At 71.7% G+C, this 12,942-nt stretch carries 10 protein-coding genes; 6 read left to right on the top strand and 4 right to left on the bottom strand.

Features of this window, described 5'->3' with window-relative positions; translation table 11 throughout:
- Nucleotides 1–5 precede the first annotated feature (5 nt).
- Nucleotides 6–1,835 carry a glutamine--fructose-6-phosphate transaminase (isomerizing) gene (glmS, locus tag HNR19_RS20990; RefSeq protein ID WP_179669771.1) on the top strand — a complete coding sequence of 610 codons (1,830 nt, stop codon included), beginning with the start codon at nucleotides 6–8 and terminating at the stop codon, nucleotides 1,833–1,835.
- A 57-nt stretch (nucleotides 1,836–1,892) separates the two neighbouring features.
- Here the strand turns inward: glmS and HNR19_RS20985 are convergent, their stop codons facing one another.
- Both HNR19_RS20985 and HNR19_RS20980 read right to left on the bottom strand, forming a co-directional pair.
- Nucleotides 1,893–3,449 (bottom strand): hypothetical protein, encoded by a 1,557-nt coding sequence (locus HNR19_RS20985; protein ID WP_179669770.1) that lies wholly within the window; start codon nucleotides 3,447–3,449, stop codon nucleotides 1,893–1,895.
- Nucleotides 3,450–3,572: 123 nt separating this feature from the next.
- Entirely contained in the window at nucleotides 3,573–5,114 is a 1,542-nt protein-coding gene (locus HNR19_RS20980; RefSeq protein WP_179669769.1) for a proprotein convertase P-domain-containing protein, read from the bottom strand.
- A gap of 189 nt (nucleotides 5,115–5,303) precedes the next feature.
- Here HNR19_RS20980 and HNR19_RS20975 point away from each other — a divergent pair, with 189 nt between their 5' ends.
- On the top strand, nucleotides 5,304–7,001 hold the full coding sequence (locus HNR19_RS20975) for a DEAD/DEAH box helicase (RefSeq protein ID WP_179669768.1): 1,698 nt from the start codon (nucleotides 5,304–5,306) through the stop codon (nucleotides 6,999–7,001).
- Here the strand turns inward: HNR19_RS20975 and HNR19_RS20970 are convergent, their stop codons facing one another.
- The gene (locus tag HNR19_RS20970) at nucleotides 7,002–7,607 is read right to left on the bottom strand and encodes a YczE/YyaS/YitT family protein (protein ID WP_179669767.1); all 606 of its coding nucleotides are present in this window, start codon (nucleotides 7,605–7,607) and stop codon (nucleotides 7,002–7,004) included.
- Between the two features lie 60 nt (nucleotides 7,608–7,667).
- Here HNR19_RS20970 and HNR19_RS20965 point away from each other — a divergent pair, with 60 nt between their 5' ends.
- On the top strand, nucleotides 7,668–8,282 hold the full coding sequence (locus tag HNR19_RS20965) for an aggregation-promoting factor C-terminal-like domain-containing protein (protein ID WP_246303562.1): 615 nt from the start codon (nucleotides 7,668–7,670) through the stop codon (nucleotides 8,280–8,282).
- A 124-nt stretch (nucleotides 8,283–8,406) separates the two neighbouring features.
- Here HNR19_RS20965 and HNR19_RS20960 read toward each other — a convergent pair whose 3' ends face one another.
- Entirely contained in the window at nucleotides 8,407–9,339 is a 933-nt protein-coding gene (locus HNR19_RS20960) for an NAD(P)/FAD-dependent oxidoreductase (protein ID WP_179669765.1), read from the bottom strand.
- Between the two features lie 59 nt (nucleotides 9,340–9,398).
- Between HNR19_RS20960 and HNR19_RS20955 the strand changes: the two genes are divergently transcribed.
- The 3 genes from HNR19_RS20955 to HNR19_RS20945 all read left to right on the top strand — a co-directional run bounded on the left by HNR19_RS20955 (nucleotide 9,399) and on the right by HNR19_RS20945 (nucleotide 12,812).
- Nucleotides 9,399–9,872, top strand: coding sequence for a MerR family transcriptional regulator (locus HNR19_RS20955; RefSeq protein WP_179669764.1), 474 nt, complete (start codon nucleotides 9,399–9,401; stop codon nucleotides 9,870–9,872).
- Nucleotides 9,873–9,909: 37 nt separating this feature from the next.
- Nucleotides 9,910–10,728 carry an SGNH/GDSL hydrolase family protein gene (locus HNR19_RS20950; protein WP_179669763.1) on the top strand — a complete coding sequence of 273 codons (819 nt, stop codon included), beginning with the start codon at nucleotides 9,910–9,912 and terminating at the stop codon, nucleotides 10,726–10,728.
- A 164-nt stretch (nucleotides 10,729–10,892) separates the two neighbouring features.
- The gene (locus HNR19_RS20945; RefSeq protein ID WP_179669762.1) at nucleotides 10,893–12,812 is read left to right on the top strand and encodes a penicillin-binding transpeptidase domain-containing protein; all 1,920 of its coding nucleotides are present in this window, start codon (nucleotides 10,893–10,895) and stop codon (nucleotides 12,810–12,812) included.
- The last annotated feature ends 130 nt before the right edge of the window (nucleotides 12,813–12,942 follow it).

Here is a 12,942-nt window from a genome sequence, read left to right as displayed (position 1 = left end):
CCCCCATGTGCGGCATCGTCGGCTACATCGGCACCCAGCAGGCAGCGCCCCTCCTCGGCGAGGGCCTCGCCCGGCTCGAGCACCGCGGCTACGACTCCGCCGGGATGGCGGTGCTCGGCAGCTCCGGCATCCGCGTCCACAAGCGGGCCGGCCGGGTGCGCGACCTCGTCGACGGCCTGCCGAAGCGCTTCGGCGGCAAGGTCGGCATCGGGCACACCCGGTGGGCGACCCACGGCCCGGCCAATGACACCAACGCCCACCCGCACACCGACTCCGACGGCCGGGTCGCCGTCGTCCACAACGGGATCATCGACAACGCGGGGGCGCTCCGCGAGGAGCTGTCCGACGCCGGGGTCGAGCTCGCCTCGGACACCGACACCGAGGTGCTCGCGCACCTGATCGCGAGGTCGGAGGCCGACACCCTCGAGCGCAAGGTGGCCGACGCGCTCGCCCGGGTCCAGGGCACCTACGGGCTCGCCGTCGTGCACGCCGACTTCCCCGACCAGGTCGTGGCGGCGCGCAACGGCAGCCCGCTGCTGGTCGGCGTCGGCGAGAAGGAGATGTACGTCGCCAGCGATCTCGCCGCGATCGTCCGCCACACGACGACCGTCGCCCACCTCGAGGACGGCGAGATGGCGACCGTCACGGCAGGCGGCTTCACGACGTACCGCCTCGACGCCAGCGGCCTGGCCGCCGCGCCGCGCCACGCGAAGCAGCTCGACGTCGACCCCGACGCCTACGACGCCGGCGAGCACGACTCGTTCATGCACAAGGAGATGCTCGAGCAGCCCACCGCGGCCGCGCGCGTGATCAGCGGCCGGCTGGACGAGCGGTTCGGCACCGGCCACCTCGGCGGGCTCAACCTCGACGCCCGGGAGCTGCGGGCGATCCGCCGCGTCAAGATCCTCGGCTGCGGCTCGGCGTACTACGTCGGCCAGATGGGCGCCACGCTCATCGAGGACCTCGCGCGCGTCCCCGCCGACGCCGAGCCCGCCTCGGAGTTCCGCTACCGCAACCCGATCGTCGACCCCGACACCCTCTACGTCGCGGTCAGCCAGTCCGGCGAGACCATCGACACGCTGCTCGCCGTCCAGGAGGTACGCCGCAAGGGCGGCCGCGTCATCGGGCTCGTCAACGTGGTGGGATCGGCGATCGCGCGCGAGGTCGACGGCGGCATCTACCTGCACGCCGGTCCGGAGGTCGCCGTCGCGTCGACCAAGGCGCTCACCAACTCGTTCCTGGCGTTCGCGATGCTCGCCGTCCAGCTCGGCCGGGTGCGCGACCTCTCCATCGCCGACGGCCGCCGCCTGATCGCCGGGCTGCAGGCGCTGCCCGACCAGGTGGGCAAGATCCTGGCCGGGGAGGACGAGCTCGCGACCACCGCGCAGCGGCTCGCCGAGGCGGAGAGCCTGTTCTTCGTCGGCCGCGTGCGCGGGTTCCCGGTCGCGCGCGAGGGCGCCCAGAAGTTCAAGGAGATCAGCTACCGGCACGCCGAGGCCTACCAGACCTCCGAGCTCAAGCACGGGCCGCTGGCGCTGATCTCACCGGAGGTGCCCACCGTGGCGATCGTCCCCGACGACGAGCTGGTCGAGCGCAACGTCGCGGCACTGCACGAGATCGCCGCGCGCGGCGGGCCGCTGGTCGTCGTCACCCACGAGGGGGTCGACCTCGGCGGGCTGTCGTGCGAGCGGATCGTCGTGCCGGCCAACGAGCGCGAGCTCGACCCGATCCTGCTGACGATCCCGCTGCAGCTGCTGGCCTACCACGCGGCGCTGCACCTGGGCCACGACATCGACAAGCCCCGCAATCTGGCCAAGTCGGTCACTGTCGAGTGACGGCGCGGCCCGCCGCACCGAGGTGCGACGGGCCGCCCCGTTCCTCTCGTGGTCGGGTCAGCAGAGGTCGGCCACCGCGTTGCGCGCCCTGCGGACCGCCGCGCGCAGGCGACGGATCTTCTGCGGTCCGGCGTCGTTCTCGATCGCGTTGCGCAGCCGCAGCTTGGCCGCCGCGAGCTTGTTCCGCGCCTCCTGGCAGAGGTCACGCAGCACGAACGACCGGGTGGCCGGCGTCGCATCGGTGTTGGGCACCTCGTCGTACGCCCGCACCGCGAACGTGTGCGGGCCCGGGGGCACGGCCACCTGGAACGGCGAGCCGCACGGCTCGTAGGCCCCGTCGTCGATCGAGCACTCGAAGCCCGCGACATCGGCGTCCGGGGAGGTGAACCCGTAGGACGGCGGCTGCTTCAGCCGCGCGCCGTCGGCCGGCCCGCTGGAGATCTGCGTCTGCGGCGCCGTCGTGTCCGGTGTGTAGGTGTAGGACCGTGCTGCCGGCGTCCCGTCGACCTGGCCCGCCAGGTCGACCGCCCGCACCTCGAACGTGTGCGGTCCCGTCGAGGGCTCCGACCTCGGGCTCGTGCAGGTCGACCAGCCCCCACCGTCCAGCCGGCACTCGAACCGGAGGATGTCGGAGTCCGGCGACCCGAACACGAACTTCGGCGGGTTCGAGACCGTCGAGCCGTCGGCCGGGCCGGACGTGATCTCGGTGTTCGGCGGCGGGTCGGGGACCTGGTTGTACTGGCGCTGGACCGGGACGCTGAAGTTGCCCGACGTGTCGACGGCGCGGACGCGGAACGTGTGGACGCCGAGCCCCAGGTTCAGGGTTCGGGGGCTGGTGCACGGGACGAACCCGCCGCCGTCGGTGGAGCACTCGAACCGCAGTAGGTCGTCCGCGCCGGTCGAGAAGGTGTAGGTCGGGTTCGAGTTGACCGTCGCCTCGTTCGCCGGGCCGCTGTTGATCACCACATTGGGCGCCGTCACGTCCTGCTTGAAGCGCAGCTCGACGCCGTTGACGCTGCCGGTGCCTCCCTGGTCGGAGTCCCAGACGATGACCTTCCACGTGCCGTTGGGGTTGAAGATGTTGGAGAAGGTCGACATCGGCTGCCGCGGCGCGTAGTAGCCGGGTGGGATGACACCACCGCCAGCAGCCGCGATGGCATCCGGGAGGCTGGCGCTGCCTGTCTGGAAGCTGTACCAGCCGTTGAAGTCCGCTCCCGAGTTCGGGGTGCAGTTCAGGGTGCCGAACAGGCGGCTGTAGGGCTGGCCGTCGGTGGGATAGGTGCTTCCCGGCGGCACCAGGTCGATGATCACGTCGCTCGCATAGCTGTGGGTGAGGTTGACCGTGGCAAAGACGTCGGTGAGCCGACGGGTGGTCGGCAGGCCGGCGACGGGGATCGTGACGTCGCGGCGACCGTAGGCGGCGCCGCAGGTGGCGTTGGGGCCGTCGGGGATGGCGCCGAGCGTGCCGGCGTTGGCCGGGAACGGCCCGGTGAACGTGTCCGCGTGGGCAGGCGCGGAAGGGAGCAGGGTGGTGCCGAGGATGCCGATCAACAGGACGAGCAGCGCCCGCCTCGTCCGTCGGCTCCCGGATCGCGCAGTGGTCGGGATCTTCATAAGGTTTCCTTGCATGAGGCCGTCAGGGGCCGGGCCGCGCGCCGAGACGTACGGCGGAAGCGCGGCCCGCCGCGCCGGTGGTGCAACGGGCCGCGCCTGTGGTGACCGATCGAGCGGTGGTCGTCAGCAGAGGTCCCTGACCTCGGCCTTCCACTTGTTCACCTGGCCGCGCAGCCGCCGGATCTTGCGCTTGCTGGCGCCGTCCTCGATGGCCTCGCGCAGCTTGATCCGCGCCTGACGGAGCTTGGCCTTGGCCTCCGCGCACAGGTCGCGCAGCTTGAAGGTGCGCAGCGCCGGCGTCGGGTCGACGTTGCCGGCCTCGTCCACCGCGGACACCTCGAAGCTGTGGTTTCCGGGCGCGATCCCGCTCACGGTGAACGGCGTCGTGCACGGCTTGAACGCCTTGTCGTCGATCGAGCACACGAAGCCGTCGGCGTCACTGTCGGGCGAGGAGAACCGGTAGGTCGGCGGCGACTTCACGCCCGCGCCGTTCTCCGGCCCGCCGATGATGTTGGTCTGCGGCGGGGTGGTGTCCGGAGGCGTCGGGTCGTAGGTGAAGTCCCGGCTCGACGGCGTCGGGTCGACGTTGCCTGCCGGGTCCTTGGCGCGCACCGCGAACGTGTGCTCCGCGGCCGACGTACCGTCGGCGACCTGGTACGGCGAGGTGCACGCGGCGTACGCCCCACCGTCGAGCGAGCACTCGAACGTCGCCGTGTCGTCGTCCGGCGAGTTGAACGAGTACGACGGCAGCACGCTCACCGTGTCACCGTCGGCCGGACCGCCGGTGATCGCGGTGTTGGGCGGGGTGGTGTCCGGCGGGGCTGCCGTTTCCCAGGTGTAGAGGTCCGGCGTCGGGTCCGTGTTGCTCGAGGTGTCGACTGCCTGGACCGACAGGCTGTGCGACCCGGGACTGGCGTTCGTCGTGTACGGCGAGGTGCACGCCGTGAGCGGCCCTCCGTCGAAGCTGCAGTTGAAGGCTCCGATGCCGACGTTGTCGGTGCCGTTGAAGTGGACCTCCACGGGACCCGCGGGCGAGCCGTTGGCCGGACCCGAGGTGATGGAGGTGTTGGGGTCGGTGTCGTCCAACACGATCTGCAGCCGGAAGAAGTTCCCGGCGGTGCCGGTGTCACCACCGAGGAGGTCCCAGATCCGGAGCGTCCAGATGCCGTTGGGGTGGGTCAGGCCGGAGAAGGCGTTGACCATGTTGTCCTGCGGCTTGTACCAGGTACCGGCCGTCGGCGGGTTCGCGTTCGTCATGGACGTCGGCGCGGTGTCGTCCCAGCCGTAGACGCCGCCCAGGTTGTCGCCGTCGCCCGCGCATCCGGGCAGCAGGGTGGCTGCCGCCCCACCGGGCGCGGTGAGAGTCATCCTCAGGTCCGCCTGGTACGTGTGCGTCAGGCCGACCTCGACCCGAATGCCGGAGATGCGCTGGGACGGAAGCCCGGCGACGTTGATCGGGATCTCGACGGGCGAAGCGGGGCTGACCCCACACGAGCCGATGGCTTCGGGAATGTTGTGCGGTCCGCTGAAGGCCGGCGCGAAGTACGTGTCGTCCTGGGGGCCGATGACGGCTTCGCCAGGGGGAGCGGCGGCGAGCGCCGCGGTCACGAGTAGTGGCGCCAGGAAGACGCCGAGGGCTCGCGTGGCGAGCCGGGAGGAGGACATGAGCGAGGGTCCCTTCGTCCGGAGCGCCCCGAGCCGCTCGAGCACAATGTTTGGAGTGGTTTGTCATCATGTGACGCTCCCGGGACCTTGGTCCCAGTGGTTGCGGCACCTGTCTGTCGCTGAAACAAATGCGCCTCCGGGCGCTCCGCGGAATCGAGTCCGGACCCCTGCGGCGACTACCGTTGGACGGTGACTTCCGCAGAGACGACCGAGCAGCAGACGTTCGCCGACCTCGGCCTCGGGCCGAAGGTGCTCAAGGCGCTCTCCGACGTCGGCTACGAGAGCCCGTCCGCGATCCAGGCGGAGACGATCCCGCACCTCCTCGAGGGCCGCGACGTGATGGGCCTCGCGCAGACCGGCACCGGCAAGACCGCGGCGTTCGCGCTCCCGATCCTCGACCGGCTCGACATGTCGCAGAAGTCCCCGCAGGCGCTGGTGCTCGCCCCGACCCGCGAGCTCGCGCTCCAGGTGTGTGAGGCGTTCGAGAAGTACGCGTCCCACCAGCGCGGCGTGCACGTGCTGCCGGTCTACGGCGGGCAGGGCTACGGGCCGCAGCTCACCGCCCTTCGTCGTGGCGTCCACATCGTCGTCGGCACGCCCGGCCGGATCATGGACCACCTGGAGAAGGGGACTCTCGACCTGACCCAGCTGCGCTACCTGGTGCTCGACGAGGCCGACGAGATGCTCAACATGGGCTTCGCCGAGGACGTCGAGACGATCCTCGCCGACACCCCGGACGACAAGCAGGTCGCGCTGTTCTCGGCCACGATGCCGAAGCAGATCCGCAACCTCTCGCAGAAGTACCTGCACGACCCGGTCGAGATCGCGATCGAGCGCAAGACCCGCACCGCCGAGAACATCGCGCAGCGCTACCTCATCTGCAGCTATCCGCAGAAGGTCGACGCGCTCACCCGGATCCTCGAGGTCGAGAACTTCGAGGCGATGATCGTCTTCGTCCGCACCAAGAACGAGACCGAGACGCTCGCCGAGAAGCTGCGGGCGCGCGGGTTCGGCGCGGCCGCCATCAACGGCGACGTCGCGCAGGTGCAGCGCGAGCGCACCGTCAACCAGCTCAAGGACGGCAAGCTCGACATCCTGGTCGCGACCGACGTCGCCGCGCGCGGCATCGACGTCCCGCGGATCACCCACGTCGTCAACTACGACATCCCCACCGATACCGAGTCCTACGTCCACCGGATCGGCCGCACCGGCCGTGCCGGCCGCAGCGGCGACGCGATCTCGTTCATCACGCCGCGCGAGCGCTACCTCCTCAAGCACATCGAGAAGGCCACCCGCCAGCCGCTGACCCAGATGCAGCTGCCGAGCGTCGAGGACGTCAACGCGACCCGGCTGACCCGCTTCGACGACAAGATCACCGAGGCCCTCGAGTCGCCGCAGATCGGCTTCTTCCGCGACGTGATCGGCCACTACGTCAAGAACCACGACGTGCCCGAGGCCGACGTCGCCGCCGCGCTGGCGATCGTCCTCCAGGGCGACACCCCGCTGATCATGGAGGACCAGCCGGAGCCGCAGCGCCGGCCGCGGAAGGAGTACGACGACCGCGGCGATCGTGGCGGGCGCGACCGCGGCAGCAGGGGCCCGCGCCGCGGCCCCAGCCAGCCGATGGCGACGTACAAGATCCAGGTCGGGAAGCGGCACCGCGTGGAGCCCCGCCAGATCGTCGGCGCGATCGCCAACGAGGGCGGCCTCGGCCGCAACGACTTCGGCGCGATCACCATCCGCGGCGACTACTCGCTCGTCGAGCTGCCGGCGAAGCTGCCCGGCGACGCCTGGGACAAGCTCCGCGAGACCCGCATCAGCGGCAAGCTGATCGAGCTCTCCCGCGACTACGGCCCGAAGAAGGGCAAGAAGCCGGCCCAGGACTGATCAGGCCGCGGGCTCCTCGGCCGTGCCCTGGTGGATGTCGAGACGGAGCGTCCGTGCGGCGATGTCGACGAGTGGGCCGAGCAGGACGATGACGGCGATCGTGCCGGCGCCGATCGTGGCGCCGAGCAGCCACCCGACGAGCGCGCCGCCGCCCTGCACCGCGCTGTAGCTCCAGCGGAACGGGACCGGCGGGTCCCAGGCGAGCGCGGCGCCCTCGGCCGGACCGGCGCCGGTGCGACTGCCGAGGTAGCCGGCGATGCCGAGCGCGAGCACCGGAAACGCGACGGCGAGCAGGCCGATCCGCGCCGGGAGCGTGCCCGGAGTGCTCATCAGGCCGAGCACCACGGAGACCGTCACGCCGACCAGGCCGATCTGCACGACCGTGCCGATCCCGGGGCGCACCCGCCGGGCGGCGGCGAGGGCGACGAACGCCGCACCGACGGCCAGGTTGACGATCCAGAAGGAGAGCCCGGACTGCAGGGCGATGCCGTTGACGAGCGTCGAGTAGCCGTCGGAGCCGAGGTCCGCGGCGAGCAGCACCGCCACGCCGGAGCCCAGGACGACGCAGCCGCCGAGCAGGAGACAGGAGCGCCCGAGCCAGTCCACGGGGCCACTATGGCGGGCAGCGGCAAGCGCGACGAGCGAATATCGCTCACAATGGTCGGCATGGGGGGCAGGAGGACCGTGCTGGGCGCCGTCGTCGTGACGGCGCTCCTGGGTGCGTGCAGCGCGCCGGCGGAGGTCACGGAGGCGGAGGGGTCGCCGTCCGCGCAGGCGTCCTCCCCGACGCCATCGTCGTCCTCATCGTCGTCGTCCTCGGCCGAGCCGTCGCCGTCGGGCCCGCGCAGCGGGATGTCCCGCGAGGGCGGCGCCCGCTTCGAGGTGCCCGAGGCCGTGATCATGCAGCAGCTCGCACGCGTTGCTGAGCGGATCGCCCGCCGTACGCCGATCACGAAGCCGCCGCCCGCCGACATCGACCCCGGCAGCAACCGGGCGCTGGGCTACCAGCTGCTGCTCGACTTCGGGTTCCCGGCGGCGCAGTGGAAGTACCTCGACGCGCTCTGGCATCGCGAGTCCGGCTGGAACCACCTCGCCGAGAACCCCAGCTCCGGCGCCTACGGGATCCCGCAGTCGCTGCCCGCCACGAAGATGGCCGTGGTCGGGAGTGACTGGCGGACGAACCCGGAGACCCAGATCCGGTGGGGGCTGGCCTACATCGCCGCCCGGTACGGGTCGCCGGAGGCGGCGTGGGCGCATTCGGAGCGGGTGGGTTGGTACTAGCCCGCCCTCCCGCCGCGGTCGCCCCCGCCGGTGGTTGAGGTGCGAGGCCGCCTGCGGCCTTGGCTAGTCCTGAGGTGCGAGCTTGCGAGCCTCGAAGGGCTCGAAACCTCCGGCTGATGGGGTGTCAGACCTCGGCGAGGCCGAAGTCCTCGGCGCCGAGGGAGCGGACGCAGTCGGCGGCGGCGACGAGGCCGGCGGCGGCCGAGGTCAGCACGGCGGAGAACGGCATCGGGAGGTCGCGGGACTGGGCGAGGTCGCCGGCGGCGTACACACCGTCGAGGCTGGTGCGGCCGAAGCCGTCGATGAGCACGGCGCCCATCGGCGACATCTCGAGCCCGAGCTGCTCGGCGAACGGGGCTGACTGCGACCACTGGGTCGCGACGATCAGGCCGCCGTACTCGGCGTCGGTGCCGTCGAGGTCGAGCCGTACGCCGAGCGGGCTGCGGCAGGCGCCGCGGACCGGCTCGGTGCGCACCTCGACGCCCATCCGGGCGAGGGTCGCGGCCGTCTCGGCGTCGAGGTCGGCGCCGCCGGTGAGCACGGTGACGGCCGACGCGATGGGCGCCATCATCGCGACCAGGCGGGGCAGGTGGGAGTGGGCGCCGAGGATCGCGACGGGCGCGTCGCGCAGCTCGTAGCCGTGGCAGAACGGGCAGTGGGCGACGACGTCGCCGAAGAGCGGCTCCAGCCCGGGGATGTCGGGTAGCGCGTCGACGACGCCGGTCGCGAGCAGCACCCGCCGGACGCGCACCGGGTCGGCGCCGTCGACGTCGACGATGAACGCGTCGCCGTCGGGCTCGACCGAGAGGACGCCACGGTCGACGAAGCTGATCGTCGGGTACTGCTCGACGTCCTTCCGGGCGGCGGCACGCAGCTCGGCCGGCGGTGCGCCGTCGTGCCCGAGGAAGTTCTGCATGTGGGTTGCGGGGTCGTTGCGGTAGCGGTCGGTGCCGAGGACGACGGCGGTACGCCGCATCCGTCCGAGCGTGAGAGCGGCCTGGAGGCCGGCGGTTCCTGCGCCGATCACGGCGACGTCGTAGTCAGTGTTGGTGTCCATGCAGACCAGCGTGCGACTTCAGGTTGACCTGAAGTCAAGCCGTGTGAGTTCATGTTCACATGAAGTCGGACGAGTCGATCAGGTGGAGCGTCGGACAGCTGGCTGAGCGGTTCGGCGTGGCGACGCACGTGCTGCGGCACTGGGAGGACATGGGGCTGCTGACGCCGGAGCGGGACTCCGCCGGGCGGCGGGTCTACGGCGAGCCCGATGCCTACCGGGTGGCGGCGATCCTCTCCAGCAAGGCGGCCGGGATGAGCCTGGAGCAGATCCGTGCGCTGATCGACGCCGACGCCGCCGACCGGCGGAAGGCGCTGACCGCCCACCTGGCCGACCTCGAGCAGCGGATGGCGGAGATGGAGCGCTCGCGGCACATGACCCAGCACGCGCTCGACTGCCGGGCGCACGACATCACCCAGTGCCCCAACTTCCGGTCGCACGTCGCGGGGATCGTCTCCGGCGAGGAGGCGACGTTCCTCATCCGTTGGAAGAACCTGCACGAGAGGTCTGGTCAGCGGTCACCACGTGGTGCTTGAGTGACGTGGCTCACACTCCCACGTCGGAAGGACGTCCATGTCCGCACCCTCCCGGCGGCGCCTGCTCCCCGCCGCCGCTGCCGCACTCGTCGCCCTCGTCACCGCACTCGTCGCCCTCGCCGTACCTGCCGCGCCCGCGCAGGCCGCGGCGGCGCCGTACGTCGCCCTCGGCGACTCCTACTCCTCCGGCGTCGGGACCCGGACCTACTTCGACTCCACCTGCAAGCGCTCCAACGCGGCCTACCCGCGGCTGATCGCCAACGCGCGCGGCTACGCCCTCAACTTCCAGGCCTGCTCCGGTGCGACGGTCTCGACGGTGACCAACAACCAGCTGGCGGCGCTCACCACCGGCACGGAGTACGTCACGCTCTCGGTCGGCGGGAACGACGCCGGCTTCGCCGACGTGCTCACCGAGTGCGCGATGCCCGGATGGGCGTCCAACTGCAGCGGCGCGGTCACCACCGCCCGCAACTACATCAACAACACGTTGCCGGGCCGGCTGAGCACGCTCTACTCCTCGATCCGCACCAAGGCACCCAACGCCGTCGTGGTGATCGTCGGCTACCCGCGCATCTTCATGGGCGAGGACTGCAACGCCGGCACCTGGTTCTCCCCCTCGGAGATGACCAGCCTCAACGGCACCGCCGACCTGCTCAACTCCAAGCTCGCGGCCGCCGCGTCCGCTCGCGGCTTCAAGTTCGCCAACCCGACCACCCGCTTCACCGGCCACGCCGTCTGCGACTCGACCGAGTGGATCAACGGCCTGTCCAACCCGGTCGCCGAGAGCTATCACCCCAACACGCTCGGCCACTCCTCGGGCTACACGCCGCTGGTGAGCCCGCTGCTGGTCGGCTGACGCGGGGCGGCGTACGCGGACGCGGGGTAACTCAGTGTTACGAACGCTTGCTGGGTGCTGTGACCGGTCACAGCGCCGAGGGAGCGGATCTAACACTGAGTTACCCCACAGCCCCGCCCGCCCGCCGGACCGCCCGCTTCGGACCCGCTGGTAGAACAACGGGCATGCGGCGACTCTCGGCGGTCCTGGCTCTCGTCCCTCTCGTGCTGGTCTCCGCGTGCAGCGGCGACGCCGCCGAGGAGGACGGTGCGCCGCCGGACGACCTGGCCACCGACCTGGCCGCCGGGCTGGAGCTGACGGCAGCCGCCGTCGGCACCGACAAGGAGGAGGACGTCGCCTCCGGCGCCGGGCTCGCGGACGTCGCGTTCGTCGGCCAGGACGTGTCCGAGGTCGCGGAGGAGTACGTCGAGGTCGTCGCCGGCATGAACGGCATCGCTCCCACGGTCGAGGGCGAGGTCTCGGGTGACGCGATCACGCTCACCTGGTCGTGGCCGGTCGTCGAGGGCGAGGAGCCGTGGACCTACGAGACGACGGCCGAGGTCGGCGAGGACGGCGACTCGTGGGCGGTCGTCTGGGACCGGACCGTCGTCGAGCCCAGCCTCAAGAAGAACGACACGCTCGAGGCGACGACCGTCCCCGCCCGCCGCGGGGAGATCCGCGGCGCGGGCGGCAAGGTGCTGGTCACCGAGCGGCCGGTGTTCCGCTACGGGATCGACCGGGTCCAGGTCTCGGGCGCGAAGGCCGCCGCGTCCGCGCGCGAGCTCGCCGCGCTGGTCGGCATCGACGTCGCGCCGTACGTCGCCGCGGTCAAGGCCGCGGGCGACCGCGCGTTCGTCGAGGCGATCACCTACCGCGAGGACGAGGTGCCGCCCGCCGTACGGCGCACCGCGCTCGACATCGAGGGAGCGCTGGCGATGGCCGACGAGATCGCGCTCGCGCCGACGCGCGAGTTCGCCGCACCGATCCTCGGCCGGGTGGGCCCGGTGACGGCGGAGATGATCGAGGAGGACCCGGACGCCTACGAGATCGGCGACATCGTCGGCATCTCCGGGCTCCAGCAGCGCTACGACGAGCAGCTGCGCGGGTCCGACGGCCGCGTGGTCGAGGCGGCGAACCCCAACCGGGCGCGCGGGCGCGAGCTGTTCCGGGTGCAGGCGACCGACGGCGAGACCCTCGCGCTGACGCTCGACGAGCGGCTGCAGACGGCCGCCGAGTCGCTGCTCGCCGACGTCGGTCCGGCGAGCGCGATCGTCGCGCTCCGGCCGAGCGACGGCTCGATCCTGGCGGCCGCCAACGGCCCGGGCACCGAGGGCCTCAACCACGCGACCTACGGGCAGTTCGCGCCCGGCTCGACGTTCAAGATCGTCAGCAGCCTGGCGCTCCTGCGCAGCGGGCTGGAGCCGGGGTCGACGCTGCCGTGCACGGCGACCACGAACGTCGACGGCAAGCAGTTCAAGAACTACGACGACTACCCGAGCAGCGCGCTCGGCGACGTGCCGTTCTCGACCGCGGTCGCCCAGTCGTGCAACACGGCCTTCATCTCCCAGCGCGGCGAGCTCGGCAAGGGCGACCTCGCCGGTGCCGCGGCGGCCCTCGGCCTCGGCATCGACCACGACCTCGGCTTCCCGGCCTACTTCGGCCAGGTCCCGCCGCCCGCCTCCGAGACGGAGGCCGCCGCCGACCTGATCGGCCAGGGCAAGATCCTCGCCTCGCCGATGGTGATGGCGACGGTGATCGCCAGTGTGCAGGAGGGCGCGGTCGTCGTACCCCGTCTCGTCGAGCAGGTCGACGTCGAGGCGCCGGACGTCGAGGCGCTGACCCGCACCGAGGCCGACCAGCTCCGCGGGATGCTGCGCCAGGTCGTCACCGAGGGCTCCGGCAGTGCACTGGCCGACGTGCCCGGTGCGCCGGTGATCGCCAAGACCGGCACCGCCGAGTTCGAGCGCGACGGCCGCATCGAGACCCACGCGTGGATGGTCGCCGCGCAGGGCGACCTCGCCGTCGCGGTCTTCGTGGAGCTCGGCGAGTCGGGCTCGCAGACCGCCGGGCCGATCCTGGAAGAGTTCCTCCGGGCGGCGGGGTAGGCCAGCCGCCCGGCAGGCGGACTCCCGCAGGCCGAGCCCCGCAGGCCGAGCCCCGCAGGCCGAGCAAGCCGGTCTTGCCGCCAGCGGCGCTGGCACCGAGCCTGCCTCGACTGCGGGGCGGAGCAGGCCG

Source organism: Nocardioides thalensis (assembly GCF_013410655.1).
GTDB classification, from domain to species: Bacteria; Actinomycetota; Actinomycetes; order Propionibacteriales; family Nocardioidaceae; genus Nocardioides; species Nocardioides thalensis.
This window is presented reverse-complemented; position numbering and strand designations above follow the sequence as displayed.